The 16,281-nt window shown below is 71.4% G+C and carries 15 protein-coding genes and 1 pseudogene; 5 read left to right on the forward strand and 11 right to left on the reverse strand.

Features of this window, described 5'->3' with window-relative positions:
• Positions 1-140 precede the first annotated feature (140 nt).
• The 4 genes and pseudogenes from QE438_RS16570 to glyQ form a co-directional block, all read right to left on the reverse strand.
• Positions 141-428, reverse strand: a pseudogene (locus QE438_RS16570) (POTRA domain-containing protein); the annotation flags it as partial.
• 184 nt (positions 429-612) lie between these two features.
• The gene (gene glyS, locus QE438_RS16575) at positions 613-2,796 is read right to left on the reverse strand and encodes a glycine--tRNA ligase subunit beta (protein WP_306994045.1); all 2,184 of its coding nucleotides are present in this window, start codon (positions 2,794-2,796) and stop codon (positions 613-615) included.
• 71 nt (positions 2,797-2,867) lie between these two features.
• Positions 2,868-3,500 (reverse strand): glutathione S-transferase family protein, encoded by a 633-nt coding sequence (locus QE438_RS16580; RefSeq protein ID WP_306994043.1) that lies wholly within the window; start codon positions 3,498-3,500, stop codon positions 2,868-2,870.
• Complete coding sequence (gene glyQ / locus QE438_RS16585) at positions 3,497-4,426, reverse strand: glycine--tRNA ligase subunit alpha (RefSeq protein ID WP_130530262.1); 930 nt, start codon at positions 4,424-4,426, stop codon at positions 3,497-3,499. Before glyQ ends, QE438_RS16580 begins: the two co-directional genes overlap by 4 nt.
• A 92-nt stretch (positions 4,427-4,518) precedes the next feature.
• Between glyQ and QE438_RS16590 the strand changes: the two genes are divergently transcribed.
• The 3 genes from QE438_RS16590 (at position 4,519) to QE438_RS16600 (ending at position 7,999) form a co-directional block, all read left to right on the forward strand.
• Positions 4,519-6,327: a GspE/PulE family protein gene (locus tag QE438_RS16590; protein WP_306994040.1), complete on the forward strand. Its 1,809-nt coding sequence runs from the start codon at positions 4,519-4,521 to the stop codon at positions 6,325-6,327.
• Positions 6,324-7,049, forward strand: coding sequence for a glutamine amidotransferase (locus tag QE438_RS16595; protein WP_131658715.1), 726 nt, complete (start codon positions 6,324-6,326; stop codon positions 7,047-7,049). The genes QE438_RS16590 and QE438_RS16595 overlap by 4 nt, the downstream gene beginning before the upstream one ends.
• A 62-nt stretch (positions 7,050-7,111) precedes the next feature.
• On the forward strand, positions 7,112-7,999 hold the full coding sequence (locus QE438_RS16600) for a BPSS1780 family membrane protein (RefSeq protein ID WP_130514829.1): 888 nt from the start codon (positions 7,112-7,114) through the stop codon (positions 7,997-7,999).
• Between the two features lie 420 nt (positions 8,000-8,419).
• On the opposite strand, the gene tatC is transcribed toward QE438_RS16600, so the two are convergent.
• From tatC to QE438_RS16620, 4 genes are all read right to left on the reverse strand, one after another.
• Positions 8,420-9,184, reverse strand: coding sequence for a twin-arginine translocase subunit TatC (gene tatC, locus QE438_RS16605; RefSeq protein ID WP_130523913.1), 765 nt, complete (start codon positions 9,182-9,184; stop codon positions 8,420-8,422).
• Complete coding sequence (gene tatB, locus QE438_RS16610) at positions 9,165-9,611, reverse strand: Sec-independent protein translocase protein TatB (RefSeq protein ID WP_306994037.1); 447 nt, start codon at positions 9,609-9,611, stop codon at positions 9,165-9,167. Before tatB ends, tatC begins: the two co-directional genes overlap by 20 nt.
• A 63-nt stretch (positions 9,612-9,674) precedes the next feature.
• Positions 9,675-9,911: a Sec-independent protein translocase subunit TatA gene (tatA, locus tag QE438_RS16615; protein ID WP_130514837.1), complete on the reverse strand. Its 237-nt coding sequence runs from the start codon at positions 9,909-9,911 to the stop codon at positions 9,675-9,677.
• Positions 9,912-10,017: 106 nt separating this feature from the next.
• The gene (locus QE438_RS16620) at positions 10,018-10,929 is read right to left on the reverse strand and encodes a lipid-binding SYLF domain-containing protein (RefSeq protein ID WP_130534926.1); all 912 of its coding nucleotides are present in this window, start codon (positions 10,927-10,929) and stop codon (positions 10,018-10,020) included.
• 165 nt (positions 10,930-11,094) lie between these two features.
• Here QE438_RS16620 and hemH point away from each other — a divergent pair, with 165 nt between their 5' ends.
• Complete coding sequence (gene hemH, locus QE438_RS16625; RefSeq protein WP_130534996.1) at positions 11,095-12,087, forward strand: ferrochelatase; 993 nt, start codon at positions 11,095-11,097, stop codon at positions 12,085-12,087.
• Positions 12,084-12,941: an alpha/beta hydrolase gene (locus tag QE438_RS16630; protein ID WP_306994032.1), complete on the forward strand. Its 858-nt coding sequence runs from the start codon at positions 12,084-12,086 to the stop codon at positions 12,939-12,941. The genes hemH and QE438_RS16630 overlap by 4 nt, the downstream gene beginning before the upstream one ends.
• Positions 12,942-13,229: 288 nt before the next feature.
• Here QE438_RS16630 and QE438_RS16635 read toward each other — a convergent pair whose 3' ends face one another.
• The 3 genes from QE438_RS16635 to QE438_RS16645 form a co-directional block, all read right to left on the reverse strand.
• Positions 13,230-14,321, reverse strand: a complete 1,092-nt coding sequence (locus QE438_RS16635) for an alpha/beta hydrolase (RefSeq protein ID WP_306994031.1) — start codon at positions 14,319-14,321, stop codon at positions 13,230-13,232.
• 16 nt (positions 14,322-14,337) lie between these two features.
• Complete coding sequence (locus tag QE438_RS16640; protein ID WP_306994029.1) at positions 14,338-15,165, reverse strand: AraC family transcriptional regulator; 828 nt, start codon at positions 15,163-15,165, stop codon at positions 14,338-14,340.
• 283 nt (positions 15,166-15,448) lie between these two features.
• On the reverse strand, positions 15,449-16,231 hold the full coding sequence (locus QE438_RS16645; RefSeq protein ID WP_130530274.1) for a SprT family zinc-dependent metalloprotease: 783 nt from the start codon (positions 16,229-16,231) through the stop codon (positions 15,449-15,451).
• Between the last annotated feature and the right edge of the window lie 50 nt (positions 16,232-16,281).

Here is a 16,281-nt window from a genome sequence, read left to right on the forward strand (position 1 = left end):
CTGGCGTCGCGCTGCACCTGGGCGCTGGGCTGCGGCGCGGTGTCGCGATCGTCGTCGTCATCCTCGTCGTCGTCCTTGTCCTTGCCACCGGTCTTCTTCTGCCGCTCTACGCGCGCGGCCTGGCTGGCATCCAGGCGGGTCGTGGTGACGGTGATGGTCGGCCCGTAGTAGCCGAAGGGTTCCAGCGCGTGGGCGGCCTCGTCCTTGGTCTGCTCCAGCAGATATTCCAGCCGCGCCTCGCCCAGGCGCTTGCCCAGCGCGTCGTTCAGCGTCAGGGCCACGCGGATGTTCTCGGCCATCGCGGCCTGGGTCTCATCGTCCTCGTTCAGGCCCTTGATCTGGACCTGGTCGACGATGGCCGCCGCCCACGCCAGCGCCGGAGACAGAGACAACGCGGCGGCGAGGGCAAGCGAAGAAAGGACGCGCATGGGGAAAGCATACCCAACCCCCGTCCTGCGCCGGGTTAAGGCGCCATGATGGCGTTGCGTCCCGAAGGTGTCACAAAAGGCCCCAACGTCGTTCCCGCGAACGCGGGAACCCAGCGCCTACCGCCTCTAAAGCCCAGGCCCGCCGTGCCCGCCTGCGCGGGATAACGGGCCTTCTGGGCCGTCCTCAGACCGAAAGCTGCGCGATATCGGCGACCTTGCCGAAGCGCGCATGCAGCCGATGCAGCAGGGCCAGGCGGTTGCCGCGCACGGCCGGGTTCTCGGCGTTGACCATCACCATGTCGAAGAAGCTGTCCACCTGCTCGCGCAGCAGCGCCAGGCGCGCCAGCACCGCGACGTAGTCGTGCTGATGCAGGGCGGTGTCGGTGTCGCCGATCGCGGCCTGCACGGCCTCGGCCAGCGCGGCCTCGGCCGGGTGCTCGATCAGGCTGCGATCCAGGTGATCGGGGATCTGCACGCCCTCGGCCTGGGCCTTCTTGAGGATGTTGCCGATGCGCTTGTTGGCCGCGGCCAGCGCAGCGGCCTCGGGCAGCGCGGCGAAGGTGCCGATGGCCTCGACGCGGCGGTCGAAGTCGTACAGCGAGGCCGGCTTGAGCTCGGCCACCGCGTTGAACTGCGTGGTCGGCACGCCCTTGTCGGCGTAGTAGCCCTTCAGGCGATCGAGGATGAAGTCGTAGAGCTCGTCTGCCACCTCATGACTATCAACTACACGACCAACCGAGCCTTGGATTGGTGAGACCCGAACTCCCTTGGAGCTCGCGGCGTCTGCAGCGTCGACGACCTTATCCAAACTAGCGAAGCGAATAGCGGTTGTCGCAGCTATCGCGCCTTCGGACAGAAGCTTTTTCAAGTCAAGATCAAACCCACTCTCGATGATCGTCCGCGCAAGCCCCAGCGCATTGCGGCGCAGCGCGAAGGGATCCTTGTTGCCGGTCGGCTTGAGACCCGCGGCGAAGCCGCCGGCCAGCGTGTCCAGGCGCTCGGCGATGGCCAGCACCTTGCCCAGCGGCGAGAGCGCGATGTCGTCGCCCGCGAAGCGCGGCTGGTAGCCCTCGTCGATGGCCAGTGCGACCTCCTGCGGTTCGCCGGCCGCCAGCGCGTAATGGCGCCCGGCGATGCCCTGCAGCTCGGGGAACTCGCCGACCATGCGCGACTGCAGATCGTTCTTGGACAGCTCGGCCGCGCGCCGGGCCAGCGCCGCGTCGGCGCCGACCTGCGGGGCGATGGCCTGCGCCAGCGCGGCCACGCGCGCGACCTTGTCGGCCACCGTGCCCAGCTTGGCCTGGTAGGTGACGGTCGCAAGGCCCTCGCCCATCGCCACCAGGCCCTGCTTGAGGTCCTCGTCGAAGAAGAACTTGGCATCGGCGAAGCGCGGGCGGATCACGCGCTCGTAGCCGGCGCGCACCTGCGCCGGATCGCGCGAGGCGATGTTGGCGATGCCGATGAAGTGCTCGGTCAGCACGCCGTCGCGCAGCACCGGGAAGAACTTCTGGTTGATCTCCATCGTCTCGATCAGCGCTTCCTGCGGCACGGCCAGGAAGGCGGGTTCGAAACTGCAGGCGACCGCGTTCGGCCACTCGGTCAGGCACACGACCTGTTCCAGGTTGTCGTCGGTGACGCGCGCATCGCCATCGACGCTGCGCGCGGCGGCCTGGACCTGTTCGATGATGCGGGCGCGGCGCTGCTGCGGGTCGACCAGCACGCGCGCGGCTTCCAGCGCGGCAACATAGTCGCCCGGTGCCGCGATCGACACCGGCGCGTCGTGCTCGAAGCGATGCCCGCGGCTCTCGCGGCCGGCGGCCACGCCCATCAGCGTGGTGTCGATGACCTGCCCGCCCAGCAGCGCCACCAGCCACTGCACCGGCCGGGCGAAGGCGTAGTCGTGGTCGCCCCAGCGCATCGGCTTGGGGATCGGCATGGCGGCCACGGCCTCGGCGATCACCTCGGGCAGCAGGTCGGCGGTGCGCGCGCCGGCGCGCGTGGCGCGCAGCACGAAGCGCTCGCCCTTGGCATCGGTGGTGCGCTCGAGCTGGGTCCAGTCCACGCCGGCCTTGGCCGCGAAACCGCTCAGCGCCTTGGTCGGCTGACCGTCGGCATCCAGGGCGATGTTCACGTACGGGCCGAACACCTCGCTGGCCTGCTCGGGCTGCTCCACCGCCACGCCCGGCAGCAGCACCGCAAGCCGGCGCGGGGTGAACAGCGGCCGCGCCTCGTGCGCGTCCACCGCCACGCCACGCTTTTCCAGCCCGGCCTTGATGCCCTCGAACAGCGCATCGGCCAGCCCCGGCAGCGCCTTGACCGGCAGTTCCTCGGTGCCCAGTTCGATCAGGAGGGGAAGTTGTTCGCTCATGTGGTCAAGCCTTGGAGAAGAGTCCGCTCGGCTGGGCGAGCGAGGTGCATCGGGAAGATCGTCGTGCGCCGTCAGGTGGTCGGCGCGAAGAACGGGACGTAGCGGTTGGCGAACACCGGCAGCGCTTCGTAGCGCGCCACGCGTGCGGCCAGCGCCGGCGTGTCGGCCAGATCGTGCGGGACCGCGTCGCGCGCATAGGTCGTGCAGCAGGCCAGGGTGATGTCGGCCTGGCTCATCGCGTCGCCGATGAGCCATTCGCGCTCGCCGGCCTCGACGCAGGCCTGCTCCAGCACCGCCAGGGCGCCGCGCATCTGCGCGTTGCAGCGCTCGACCCACGGCGCGTGGCGCTTGTCCGCGGGGCGGAACACGCGCTCCATCACCTGGTGCAGCGCCTTCTCGACCGCGCCGGTGGCAAAGCCCATCAGGCGCTGGGCCTGGCGCCGTGCCGGGCCGTGCGCGGGCAGCAGGGCGCGCTGCGGCCCTGCGACCTCGTCGAGGTAGTCCAGGATCACCGCCGATTCGGTCAGCGCCTCGCCGTCGTCTAGCACCAGCACCGGGACGCGGCCGAGCGGGCTGTAGGCGCGGATGCGGTCGAAGTCGCGGCCCACCGACCAGTCGCGGTGCTCGAACGGCATGCCCAGCACGTCCATGCTCACCGCCACGCGGCGCACGAACGGCGAGTCGAACATGCCGATCAGGATCATGCCGCCGCCTCGTGCGCGGCGCGCTTGAGCCCCGGGAAGCCGAGCTTCTCGCGCTGCGCGTAGTACGCCTTGGCCACGGCCTGGGCCAGGGCGCGCACGCGCAGGATGTAGCGCTGGCGCTCGGTCACGCTGATGGCGCGGCGCGCGTCGAGCAGGTTGAAGCTGTGGCTGGCCTTGGTCACCTGCTCGTAGGCGGGCAGCGGCAGGCCGGCCTCGACCAGCTTGACGGCCTCGCGCTCGCAGGCGTCGAAGCGGTGGAACAGCTCGGCCACGTCGGCATGCTCGAAGTTGTACGCGCTCTGCTCGACCTCGTTCTGGTGATAGACATCGCCATAGGTCACCGGCGTGCCGTCCGGGCCGTAGGTCCACACCAGGTCGTAGACGTTGTCGCAGTCCTGCAGGTACATGCACAGGCGCTCGAGCCCGTAGGTGATCTCGCCCAGCACCGGCCGGCATTCCAGGCCGCCGGCCTGCTGGAAGTAGGTGAACTGGGTGACTTCCATGCCGTTCAACCACACTTCCCAGCCCAGGCCCCAGGCGCCGAGCGTGGGCGATTCCCAGTTGTCCTCGACGAAGCGCAGGTCGTGCACCAGCGGGTCGATGCCCAGCGCCTTGAGCGAATCCAGATACAGCTGCTGCAGGTTGTCCGGGTTGGGCTTCATCGCCACCTGGTACTGGTAGTAGCGCTGCAGGCGGTTGGGGTTCTCGCCGTAGCGGCCGTCGGTGGGGCGGCGCGAGGGCTGCACGTAGGCCGCATTCCACGGCTCGGGGCCGAGCGCGCGCAGGAAGGTGGCCGGGTGGAAGGTGCCCGCGCCGACTTCCAGGTCCAGCGGCTGGATCAGCACGCAGCCTTGGGCTGCCCAGAACTGGTTGAGGGTCTGGATCAGGCCCTGGAAGGTGATGGGTGTGGCCGTCGTGACAGTCATGCGGCGAAGGGCGGAAAAAGGGGTGGGCTAGTATACGGGCGTGATGCGACCGCTTCTGGCCGCATGGACACGGCCAGGGGGCCGATGCCGCAATGGAACAGACCCAGCGCAGGGCCGATTTCTCGCCGGAGTCCACGTTGCTCGGGTCGGGCCGGCTGGACTTCGCCCAGGTCGCCCGCGCGGTGCTGGCCGACGGCCTGGTCGCCGAGGCCGACCGCGGCCGCATCCAGATGTCCGCCGCCGGCGCGCGCAGCGCCAGCGAGGTGCACCCGCTGGTGCTGCTGGCCAACCTCAAGCTGGCCGCGGCCGCCGGGGGCGAGCTGAGCCTGGAGCGCCTGACCGAGTGGCTGGCCCGCCGCGTGGAGGTGCGCTACCTGCGCATCGACCCGACCCGGGTGGACGTGGCCAGCGTCACCGCCGTGGTCAGCCAGGCCTACGCGCGCCGCCACCGCATCCTGCCGCTGGCGGTCGAGCACGACCGCGTGCTGATGGCCACCAGCGAGCCGCTGGACCTGAGCTGGAAGCCCGACCTGACCCACCTGACCCGGCGCCACATCGAGCTGGCGCTGGTCAATCCGCTGGACCTGCACCGCTACACGATGGAGTTCTTCGGCGTGACGCGCTCGGTGCGCGGCGCCAAGGACCAGCGCGATCGCGAGCAGAACGCGTCCATGCCCAGCTTCGAGCAGCTGGTCGACCTGGGCCAGAGCGGCGAGGTCGGCGCCGACGATCACCACGTGGTGCAGATCGTCGACTGGATGCTGCAGTACGCCTACGAGCAGCGCGCCTCGGACATCCATCTGGAGCCGCGCCGCGAGCTGGGCCGCATCCGCTTCCGCATCGACGGGGTGCTGCACAAGGTGTTCGAGCTGCCGCCGCCGGTGATGACCGCGGTGGTCTCGCGCATCAAGGTGCTCGGCCGCATGGACCTGGCCGAGCGCCGCCGCCCGCAGGACGGCCGCATCAAGACCCGCTCGCCCGGCGGGCGCGAGGTGGAGATGCGCCTGTCGACCATGCCCACCGCCTTCGGCGAGAAGTGCGTGATGCGCATCTTCGACCCGGACACCGCGTTCAAGCCGATCGCCGAGCTGGGCTTCAGCCCGACCGAGGCGGCCGGCTGGAACGCGCTGGTCGAGGCGCCGCACGGCATCGTGCTGGTGACCGGCCCGACCGGCTCGGGCAAGACCACCACGCTGTACTCGACGCTGCGCAAGCTGGCCACCGCCGACGTCAACGTGTGCACCGTCGAAGACCCCATCGAGATGATCTCGCCCGAGTTCAACCAGATGCAGGTCCAGAACAACATCGACCTGGACTTCGCCTCCGGCGTGCGCACCCTGCTGCGCCAGGACCCGGACATCATCATGATCGGCGAGATCCGCGACCTGGAGACCGCGCAGATGGCGGTGCAGGCCTCGCTGACCGGCCACCTGGTGCTGTCCACCCTGCATACCAACGACGCGCCCTCGGCCATCACCCGCCTGCTGGACCTGGGCGTGGCGCACTACCTGGTCGCCTCGACCCTGAGCGGCGTGCTGGCCCAGCGCCTGGTGCGCACCCTGTGCCCGCACTGCCGCCAGCCCACCACGCTGCCGGCCCACGCCTGGGACGCGCTGCTGGAGACCGGCCGCCAGGTGCCCGAGGACGCCGCGCCCAACGCCCCGGTCGGCTGCCTGGAATGCCGCCGCACCGGCTACATGGGCCGCGTGGGCCTGTACGAGCTGATGCCGCTGACCCCGCAACTGCGGGCGATGATCCGCGCCGACATGGATCTGGCCGCCTTCACCCGCGCCGCGCGCATCCAGGGCATGCGCACGCTGCGCGACGCGGGCCTTGACATGGTGGCGCGCGGTCTGACGACAATCGAGGAAGTCGTCTCCGTCCTGCCCCCTCGGGAATGAACCCGCCCTTCCTGATCGTCGAAACCGGCCAGCCGCTGCGCAGTCTCAAGCGCCACGGCGGGTTCTCCCACTGGATCCGCGTCGCCGCCGGCCTGGAGGCCGACGAGGCGGTGGTGGCCAATGTCGAGCGCGGCGACGCGCTGCCCGCGCATGGCGACTTCGCCGGGATCATCGTCTCCGGCTCCTCGGCCATGGTCACCGACCGCGCCGAGTGGAGCGAGCGCGCGGCCGGCTGGCTGCGCCAGGCCGCGCACGAGGGCCAGCCGCTGCTGGGCATCTGCTACGGCCACCAGCTGCTGGCCCACGCGCTGGGCGGCGAAGTGGCCTACAACCCGGCCGGGCGCGAATCGGGCACGGTGCGCATCGACCTGCATCCGCCGGCCGCGCAGGACCCGCTGTTCGCGCACCTGCCCGAGGGCTTCATGGCCCACACCAGCCATGTGCAGACGGTGCTGCGCGCGCCGGAAGGGGCCACGGTGCTGGCGCGTTCGCAGCGCGACGGCTGCCAGGCCTTCCGCTGGGGCGAGCGCGCCTGGGGCGTGCAGTTCCACCCCGAGTTCGCCACCCACCACATGCGCGGCTACGTGGTCGCCCGCGCCGAGCACCTGCGCAGCACCGGCCAGTGCCCGGTGCGCATCCACCGCGAGGTGACGGCCGCGCCGCAGGCGCGCACACTGTTGCGGCGGTTCGTGCGCCACGCGCGCCAGGCCCGCGCCCGCTGACCCCGGCCAGGCGCGCCGGGCCTTTCCTGTCCTCCCCCCTGCGTTCATTCGGAAGTGTCTCGATGTCGATGATCAACAAGGTGCCCGCGAGCGCCGGCGCGCAATGGCTGCTGGACGGGCTGGCCGCGCTCAAGCGCGCGCCGCTGCAGCTGGGGGCGCTGGGCGCGCTGTGGGCGCTGCTGTCGCTGCTGGTGGCCCAGGTCATGGCGCTGGCCACGGTACCGGGTCTGTTCCTGCAGCTGCTGCTGGGGCTGGCCTCGCCGGTGCTGTTCGCCGGCATGGTCGGCGCGGCGCGCAAGGTGGCCGGCGCGCAGCCGGTGGTGCCGGGCGACCTGTTCGGCGGGTTCCGCTCCGGCCGCATCTCCAGCCTGGTGGCCACGCTGCTGCCGCAGGTGCTGCTGGCCATCGCCGCCGGCCTGCTGCTGATGGCGCTGCTGGGCACCGAGGGCGTGCAGAAGCTGCAGGAGGTCATCGGCCATCTCGAGCAGCAGGCCGCCAGCGGCGGCGAGCCCGATCCGGCCATGGTGGCGCAGCTGCCGGCCGGGCGCCTGCTGCTGTGGCTGCTGCTGCTGATCGCCGGCGGGCTGGTGGCCAGCCTGCTGGTGTTCGTGGCGGTGCCGGACGTGCTGTTCGGCCAGCGCCGTGGCATGGAGGCGATGTTCAACAGCCTGCGCGCCTGTCTGCACAATCTGCCGGCGGTGGTGGTGTTCTACCTGCTGCTGGTGATCGTGCTGGTGCCGCTGCTGATCGTGGTGCAGCTGCTGGGCCTGGCCGTGGCCATGGTTGCCGGGCAGCTGCTGGGCATCCTGCTGACCAATGTGCTGCTGATGGGCGTGATGCTGCCGCTGCTGGCCGGCTGCGTGACCAGCGCCTGGAGCCAGCTGCTGGGCCAGCCTGGCGCCGTCGCACCGACCGAGCCGCTGCCGCCGCCTTCGACCTTCGCGGCCTGATTTGGTCGAAGCGGTTTTCTCTCGATCGAGGGACCGCGGTGCGTGGGGGTTCTTGGCTTCGGAGGGGCAGCGGTCCGGCGGGCGGTGGCCGCTTGTCCCTCAATCAGGGCATCCTGCCCTGCTTTAAGGCGCTCGGCCTCCTGCCTCGCTAGGCGCGGCCACCGCCCGCCGGCCCGCTGCCGCAGGCGTTGAGCTAAGCGGCTTCGGCGCGCAAGAAGTCCTGAACCATCCTCAGCGGGGTCATCGGCCGGGTGCGACCCATGTGGGAGCAACCGTCTCCTCAACTCCAGCATCCGTCCGTCTGTAGAGCGGAGCTCGCTCCGCTGCCCTTCGTTCGGTTTGTGGGGAAGGCCCCAGCGGAGCAAGCTCCGCTCTACAGGTGGGAGGCGCCATGAGGCAGAAGCCGCTCGGGCGCGAGCTTCAGGCTTGTGCGGCCTTGCGGGGGAGGACCCAGCGGCAGGCCAGGATGCCGAGCTCGTAGAGCAGGCACATCGGCAGGGCCAGCATCAGCTGGGAGACCACGTCGGGCGGGGTGATGATCGCCGCGATGATGAAGACGCCGACGATGGCGTAGCCGCGCGATTCCTTGAGCTGCTGCGGCGTGACCAGCCCCACGGCCACCACGATCACCATCGCCACCGGCAGCTCGAAGCTCAGGCCGAAGGCCAGGAAGATCACCACCACGAAGTCCAGGTACTTGGCCGGGTCCGGCGCCAGGGTGACCACGTCGGGGGTGAACAGCGTCAGCGCATGGAACACCGCCGGCAGCACGGCGAAGTAGGCGAAGGCGCAGCCGGCGAAGAACAGGGCGATCGAGGACACCAGCAGCGGCACCGCCAGGCGCTTCTCGTGCCGGTACAGGCCCGGCGCCACGAAGCACCAGGCCTGGTAGATCAGCCACGGCGAGGACACGAACAGGGCCAGATAGAAGGCCAGCTTGATCGGCGCGAAGAAGCCCGAGGTCGGGTCGGCGGCGATCATCTTGGCGGCCTGATCGACCGGCAGCTGCGAGAGCAGGGGGCGCGCAAGGTGCTCGAAGATGCGCTTGGCGAAGGGCATGGCGATCACCAGCACCAGCGCCACGCCTGCCAGGCCCCGGATCAGGCGCGTGCGCAGCTCGAGCAGGTGCTCCATCAGGCTGCTTTCGGCCTCGTGCTCGGAACGGTCAGGCACGGGGGCGTTCATGGCCTGGCTCGGATGCGGCGGGTTCGGCGGCGGTCGGCTCGGCGGCGGTGGATTCCACGGACGCATGCGGCGCGGAGGCGGCGGCCACGTCGGCGGCGGTGTCGGCGCTAGCCGCGGCGCCGTGCTCGGTGCCGGCGTCCTTCACCGCGGTGCGCAGCTCGTCGAACTGCTGCTGCGCCTGGGCGCCGCCGCGGCGGGCCTGTTGCTCGGTGCGGCGCAGGGCCTCCTGGGCCTCGTGCAGATTGCGCTTGAGCTCCTCGGCGGCCAGCTCGCGCTCCAGCTCCTGCTTGACCGAGTCCCATTGGTTGCGCGCCCGGCGCACCCACAGCCCGGCGAAGCGCGCCGCCTTGGGCAGGCGCTCGGGACCGAGCACCACCAGGGCGACCACGGCGATGACGATGAGTTCGGGAAAGCCGATCTCGAACATGACGCGGCCCTCAGCGTCCGCCGGGCCGGCGCGGGCAGGGGGCCAGCACGACCACGCCTGCGATCAGCGGGCGTCGCCGCTGCGTTCGCGCTCGCGCTCCTTGGCGGCGGCCTCGTCGGCGCCACGCGCCTCGTCGGACAGGCGCGCGACCGGCTTGTCCTCGTCGTCGCGCATGCCCTTCTTGAATTCCTTCACCGCGCTGCCCAGGTCCTTGGCGCCGCTGGTCAGCCGCTTGGTGCCGAACACCAGCAGCACGATGGCCAACACGATGATCCAGTGCCAGATGCTCAAACCGCCCATGTCGGACCCGCCGGGTAGAAGTGGACAGTCAGGATAGCCTACGCCGCGCGCGCTTGCGCTGACCGCGGCGACCGCAAGCGCGGTGCCGCGTGCCGGTCCTGTGCGTTCAGTTCAGCTGTTCGGTGCGGATTTCACCTTCGCCCACCGGCTGGAAGCCCTGCTGCGGGGCCGGCTGCGGCTGCGCGGGCTGCGGCTGGGCCGGCTGGCCGGCACCGATCGGCGCGGTCTGCGCCTCGGGATAGGCCGGCGCGGCCGGCGGCGCGCTGGGCGTGCCGGTGGTCACCACCGGGCGCGCGTCGCCGCCCCGCGCGGCGCGGGCGGCGGCGGTGGCTTCCTCCAGCTCGTCGCGGAAACCCACCACCTGCGCGGAGGGATGAGCGGTGCGCCCCTCGAAGATCGCGCGCGGCGTGGCGCCCGGCCCGTAGGCGGCCACGTTGGCATCGTCGTCGATGGACAGCACGGCCCCGTCCAGCGCGATACCGGCGAACAGGCCGCGGGCGCGCGACCAGGACCAGATCTCGGCCTTGAGCTGGCCGTCGGTGGCGGCCGAGGCGTTGCGCCCGACGGGTCCGGCGGCCACGCCGGCGTCGGCGCCCAGGGTCACCTTGCCGTTGACGATGTTGTTGAGCGAGCGGTCGTTGCGGAACACCAGCACGATGTCCGAGGACTGCACGCCGGCCTGGAAGCCGACGCTGCCGCCGGTGAGCTTGACGAACACCGGCTGCGACCAGGTGCCGTCGGGATTCTTCACCGACATCAGGCCGTGGCCGCTGCGCCCGCCGAACAGCAGGCCGACCTTGAGCGAATCGGGGATGACGATGATCGCCTTGCCCTCGTCCAGCAGCTTGTCGGGGATGGACTCCTCGGGGATGCGCTGGATGTCGGTCAGCACGCGCGTGGCGTTGACGGCGCGGTCGTCCTGTTCGGTGCCGGCAAAGGCCTGCGTGGCGGCGAGGCTAACCAGCAGCAGCACGCCCAGGCGGGCGAGGCGGCGCGGCGCGAAACGGGACAGGGGCATGCGGGAGGCTCCGGGGGAAGTGGCAGGACAACGCAGCGCGCGCCGACGATGCCATCGGCCGCCATGCAACGCCGCGAGCCTAGTGAGCGGCGAGTGAATCGGCCATGAGCCCGCGCGGCATCTGTCATCATGCCGCCCATGTCCGACGCCCCCCTCGCCACGGCCATGGGCCAGGCCGCTTCCTCCTCGTCCTCCGCCATCGCCGGCACCCTGGTGCTGGCCAATCTGGGCACGCCGACCGCGCCGACCGCGCCGGCGGTGCGCCGCTATCTGGCCGAGTTCCTCAGCGACCCGCGCGTGGTCGCCATTCCGCGCCTGCTGTGGCAGCCGCTGCTGCGCGGGGTGATCCTGCCGCTGCGCGGACCCAAGTCGGCCGAGAAGTACGCCAAGGTCTGGCTGGAAGGCGGCTCGCCGCTGGCGGTGTACACCACCGGCCTGGCCGCGCAGGTGCAGGCCCTGCTGCCGCACTGGCGTGTCGTGCCGGCCATGCGCTACGGCGAGCCCTCGCTGCGCGCGCTGCTGCAGCAGGCCCGGGACGAAGGCGGGCTGGTGCGGATGCTGCCGCTGTATCCGCAGTACTCGACCACCACCACCGCCTCGATGCAGGACGTGGCGCGCGCGGTGAATCCGGCCGCGCCGGACGCACGGCTGCAGTGGGTCGAGGACTATTCGGACGATCCGGACTGGATCGCCGCGGTGGCCGAGTCGATCGCGCACTGGCGCGCGCGCCATGGTGCCGGCGCGCATCTGCTGTTCTCCTTCCACGGCCTGCCCCAGCGCGTGGCCAACAACGGCGATCCCTATCCGCAGCGCTGCGAGCGCAGCGCCGCGCTGATCGCCCAGGCGCTGGGCCTGGGCGAGGGAGAGTGGACGCTGACCTATCAGTCGCGCTTCGGCCGCGAACGCTGGCTGGAACCGGCCACCGATACCGAACTGGCCGCCCTGGCCGCGCGCGGAGTGACCCAGGTCGATGTGGTCTGCCCGGGCTTCGCCGTGGACTGCCTGGAGACGCTAGAGGAAGTGGGCATGCAGTTCGCCGAGGGCTTCGCCCACGCCGGCGGCACGCTGCGCTACATCCCCTGCCTCAACGACGCGCCGGCCCATGCGCGCGCGCTGGTGGCGATGCTGGAGCGCCAGTTCGGGCCGATGCGGGCATGAGCCTGCGCCCGGTCACGGTGCCGACCCAGGTCGGCGCGCTGGCCGCGCTGCGCGGCGGCGATCCGCACGGGCCCAAGGTCATCGCCCTGCACGGCTGGCTGGACAACGCGGCCAGCTGGCTGCTGTTGTTCGCGCACCTGCCGCAGCCGCTGGACGTGCTCGCGCTCGACCTGCCCGGGCATGGCCACAGTCCGCACCTGCCGCCGGGCGTGGAGTATTCGCCGTTCGTGGCGATCAACGCCGTGCTCGACGCGGCCGATGCGCTGGGCTGGGCGCGCTTCGCGCTGCTCGGGCATTCGATGGGGGCGGGGATCTCCAGCCTGATCGCCGCAGCCTGTCCGCGGCGCGTGCGCGCGCTGGTCTGCATCGAGGCGCTGGGCGGCCTGGCCGAGGATGCGACCGAGGCCGGCAGCCGCCTGCGCGATGCCATCGAGCGGGCGCGCCAGCCCGCGCGACGGCCGCTGCGCGTGTTCGCATCGCTGGACGCGCCGGTGCGCGCCCGCATGCAGGCCAACGGACTGAGCCAGGCCAGCGCGACCCTGCTGGTCGAGCGCGGCGTGCGCGCGGTCGACGCCGGCTGGGTCTGGAGCAGCGATCCGCGCCTGATGCTGCCCTCGCTGTATCGCGCCACGCATGCCCAGGTCGATGCGATCGTCGAATCGATCGACTGCCCGGCACAGGTGATCCTGGCCACGCCGGCCCAGCCCTACTTCCCCGAGCCGATCCGCAGCCAGCGCGCCGCGCGCCTGCGCCACGGCCAGACCTTCGTGCTGCCCGGCCACCACCACGTGCACATGGACGACCCCGCCGCCGTGGCCGCCCTGATCGGCAACGCCCTCGGCAGCAACGACTAACCCTCCGTGGGAGCCGCCATGGCGGCGATGAGGCTCTCCCGGTAAAGCTTCATCGCCGCATTGGCCCAACAGGCCACGAACGCGGCTCCCACCTGTAGAGCGGAGCTTGCTCCGCTGGGGCCTTTCCCACGAACTGAACGAAGAGCAGCGGAGTCCCCAAGAGGGGATTGCCACAAGCTCCGCTCTACAGCGGACCGTGGCGAGATCTGAGGAGACAGTTGCTCCCACCCAGCCACACGCAGACTCCTCGGCCAGGCCCCGGCAGGCGCCACCTGACCCTCGGCGCGACTAAGGGCGCTCGACTTTCAAACGGGCATCGAAGAAGGCGATGGCCTGCCGGATCGCGCTGGCATGCGTGGCCTCCTGCGGTGCGGCCAGGTGCTGGCACAGGGCAATGCGCGTCACGCCCGCACGCGTGCAGCGCCCGAGGAAGTCGTAGTGCCCCACCCGCGGAAGCGTGGTCAGCGTGGCCTGCGGCAGCTGCTCCGCCAGCCAGCGGCCATCGCTGGCGAGCGGTGCGACGGTATCGGCCTCGCCGCCCACGATCGCCACGGGGCGATCCAGCGACGTCAGGCTGTCCGGCGCCAGCAGCAGCGCGGCGCCCGGTGCCATCAGGAAGGCGGCCTGCAGACCGCGGATCGCGTGGTCATCGCCCGAGCGCGCCGCTTCCGCGGCCAGGGGCGCGCGCTTCAGCGCCGCCTCCCGCGCGGCCAGGGTCAGCTCGGGCGCTTCGGCCTGCGGCAGGCAGGCGGCCTCCTGCGGATCGGCATGGCAGCGCGCGATGAGCCGACCCAGATCAGCGCGCGCGCCCAGGGCGAGCAGGGCGGTGAAGCCGCCCAGCGAGAAGCCGGCCACGCCCATGTGGCGCGTGTCCAGGTGCGGGCCGAGCACGGGATCCTGCCGCACCAGCGCCAGCGCGGCACGCAGGTCGTCGGCGCGCTCCCAGACCAGGGTGCTGCCGGCCACCGTCATCGCATCCACGCCGTTGTTGCCGGGATGATCCACCGCGATCACGACATAGCCTGCGCGGGCCAACGCCGTGCCGAACCACGCCATCATGCGTGCCGAGCCGCCATTGCCATGCGAGAACAGGACGACGGGAAAGCGTCCCGGCACCACAGGCGCATCACTGGCCGCACGCCCGGATTCGAACAGCGGCGCGCCCGGCGATCCGATCTGCACCGGTGTTTCCGCCGCATCGGCCGCTGCCGGATACCACACGGTGACCCGGACGTCATCGCGGTGGTCGGCATTGCGCAGGGCCGCGCTGGGCACGTGGGCCAGGCGATGAGCCTGGCCGGCGGTGCCGGCCGTGGCGCGCGCGCCGAGGGCCAGGCCCGCCGTCAGCACGATCAGGGAGGTCAAACGAAGCAGGGTCATCGGGGTGTCCTGGGGATCAATCGGTCAGGGGCATCCACAGCTCGACATCGCCGATGCCGGTGCGGGTGTCGAAGTCGTCGCTGTACTTCTCGAAATCCGGGGCCTCGGCCACGGGCAGGCCGGAGCGCGGGAGCCAGTCGCCGACGAACACCCGCCAGGTCCGCCGGATCGCCGAGATGTGCCCACGATGCAGCGCGACCGCGTAGCGGCGCGCGGGCAGCGTCAGGCGCGTGAGCCCGGCGCTCGGATCGCGGGCATCGCGGCGCTCGAACCCGGCCAGATAGTCGAAGCTGCCGTCGGACGCGCCGTTGCAGAACACGCCGAAGGCGGTGCCCGACGGCGGCTGGGCAAACGGATGGGTATACAGCGCCTGCCACTGCGAGGGGATGCCCTGCGTGGTGCCACCGACGTAGCGCCGGGCGATGCCGACGATGCGCCAGTCGGGGGCGTGGACGACGCGCGGCGTCTCGGGCAGTTCGGCGGGGCCTTCCGCGGTGCGCCAGGGCTCGACCAGGTCGAGGCCTTCGAGCGTGCCGCGTGCGCGCAGCGCGGCCGGCGCCAGGCCGAACTGCTCGCTGAAGGCCCGGGTGAAGGCCTCGTGCGAGCCATAGCCCGACGCCAACGCGATGGCCAGGATGTCCGGCGCGCCATCGGCGAGCTGGCGCGCGGCTTCGCTGAGTCGCCGCGCGCGCAGGTAGCGCACCACCGAGCAGCCGGTCATCGCCTGGAACAGTCGCGCCAGGTGGAAGGGCGACACGCCGGCGACCGAGGCGATGGTTTCCAGCGAGAGCGCTTCGGTGTAGTGGCTTTCGATGTACCAGAGTGCTTTTTCCGCCGCGACCATCGGTCCCCGTCCCTTGCGAGTGCGGGCAGCTTAGCGAGGCGGCTCGGGGCCGGTTTGATCGTTCTTGCGGTCGGCCGGGGCCACGCCCGGCCTGCGATTGCCTCCCACCTGTAGAGCGGAGCTTGCTCCGCTGCGCTTCGTTCGGTTCGTGGGGAAGGCCTCAGCGGAGTCCCCAAGAGGGGATTGCCACAAGCTCCGCTCTACAGGCAGACCGCTGCGAGATTCGAGGAGACAGTTGCTTCCACCCAGCCACAGCCGGCTCCACCCACGGGTGCCTGTTGCTTCAGGGCTGCAGCAAGGCGCGCAGCTGCGCCTTGAGGGCGCGGCCTTCCTGGTGGAAGTAGGCGCGCTCGGCGCGCCAGTCGGGGAAGCGGCGTTCGACCTCGTCCCAGAACGCCGGCGAGTGGTTGGCCTGGGCCAGGTGGCACAGCTCGTGGACCAGCACGTACTCGAACGCGCTCGGCCGGGCCAGCACCAGCGACAGGTCCAGCGCCATCGTGCCGTCCGGGCTCAGCGAGCCCCATTGCGAGGACATGATCTTCAACCGCAGCCGCGTCGGCGCGCGCGGCAGGCCGGGCAGGTGGCGCGGCATCCAGCGCGCCACGTCGCTGCGCGCCTGGGCCTCGTAGAACTCGCGCAGCGCGCGCGCCAGGGTGGCCTGCGAACCGCGCGCCGGCCATTGCACATGCAGGCCGTCCTCGCGCAGCTCCAGGCGCGCGTAGCGGCCGGGCTGCCAGTGCAGCGGGATCAGCGCGCCGCGCAGCGGCAGGTGCGTGCTCTGGCCCGGCTGCAGCGGCTGCACCTCGCAGGCCTGCACGCTGCGGGCCAGCTGCTCGTAGAGCCAGTCGCGATGCAGGTCGAGGAAGCGATCGCCGGCGATGAGGCTGGCGCGCAGCGGCAGGGTCAGGCGCGCGCCGCGCTCGTCCACGCTGAGGCGAATGCGGCGGGCGCGCGGATCGCGCACGCGCTGGATCTGCAGCGGGGCGCCGCCGTCGGCCGCCGGATACAGCACGGTGTCGCGCTCGACGGTGCGGGTGGGTTTGGCGATGAGCCGGCGCAGCAGCATGGGGGCATTGTACGGACGCGCGTGACGGGTATTGGACCGCCCGCGCGCAG

This window comes from Pseudoxanthomonas sp. SORGH_AS_0997, assembly GCF_031453535.1.
GTDB lineage: Bacteria > Pseudomonadota > Gammaproteobacteria > Xanthomonadales > Xanthomonadaceae > Pseudoxanthomonas_A > Pseudoxanthomonas_A winnipegensis.

Bases quoted from the DNA above. Each gene is read 5' to 3' on its own strand.
- glyS (WP_306994045.1), bottom strand. From the start codon at position 2,796: ATGAGCGAACAACTTCCCCTCCTGATCGAACTGGGCACCGAGGAACTG.
- QE438_RS16580 (WP_306994043.1), bottom strand. From the start codon at position 3,500: ATGATCCTGATCGGCATGTTCGACTCGCCGTTCGTGCGCCGCGTGGCG.
- glyQ (WP_130530262.1), bottom strand. From the start codon at position 4,426: ATGACTGTCACGACGGCCACACCCATCACCTTCCAGGGCCTGATCCAG.
- QE438_RS16590 (WP_306994040.1), top strand. From the start codon at position 4,519: ATGGAACAGACCCAGCGCAGGGCCGATTTCTCGCCGGAGTCCACGTTG.
- QE438_RS16595 (WP_131658715.1), top strand. From the start codon at position 6,324: ATGAACCCGCCCTTCCTGATCGTCGAAACCGGCCAGCCGCTGCGCAGT.
- QE438_RS16600 (WP_130514829.1), top strand. From the start codon at position 7,112: ATGTCGATGATCAACAAGGTGCCCGCGAGCGCCGGCGCGCAATGGCTG.
- tatC (WP_130523913.1), bottom strand. From the start codon at position 9,184: ATGAACGCCCCCGTGCCTGACCGTTCCGAGCACGAGGCCGAAAGCAGC.
- tatB (WP_306994037.1), bottom strand. From the start codon at position 9,611: ATGTTCGAGATCGGCTTTCCCGAACTCATCGTCATCGCCGTGGTCGCC.
- tatA (WP_130514837.1), bottom strand. From the start codon at position 9,911: ATGGGCGGTTTGAGCATCTGGCACTGGATCATCGTGTTGGCCATCGTG.
- QE438_RS16620 (WP_130534926.1), bottom strand. From the start codon at position 10,929: ATGCCCCTGTCCCGTTTCGCGCCGCGCCGCCTCGCCCGCCTGGGCGTG.
- hemH (WP_130534996.1), top strand. From the start codon at position 11,095: ATGGGCCAGGCCGCTTCCTCCTCGTCCTCCGCCATCGCCGGCACCCTG.
- QE438_RS16630 (WP_306994032.1), top strand. From the start codon at position 12,084: ATGAGCCTGCGCCCGGTCACGGTGCCGACCCAGGTCGGCGCGCTGGCC.
- QE438_RS16635 (WP_306994031.1), bottom strand. From the start codon at position 14,321: ATGACCCTGCTTCGTTTGACCTCCCTGATCGTGCTGACGGCGGGCCTG.
- QE438_RS16640 (WP_306994029.1), bottom strand. From the start codon at position 15,165: ATGGTCGCGGCGGAAAAAGCACTCTGGTACATCGAAAGCCACTACACC.
- QE438_RS16645 (WP_130530274.1), bottom strand. From the start codon at position 16,231: ATGCTGCTGCGCCGGCTCATCGCCAAACCCACCCGCACCGTCGAGCGC.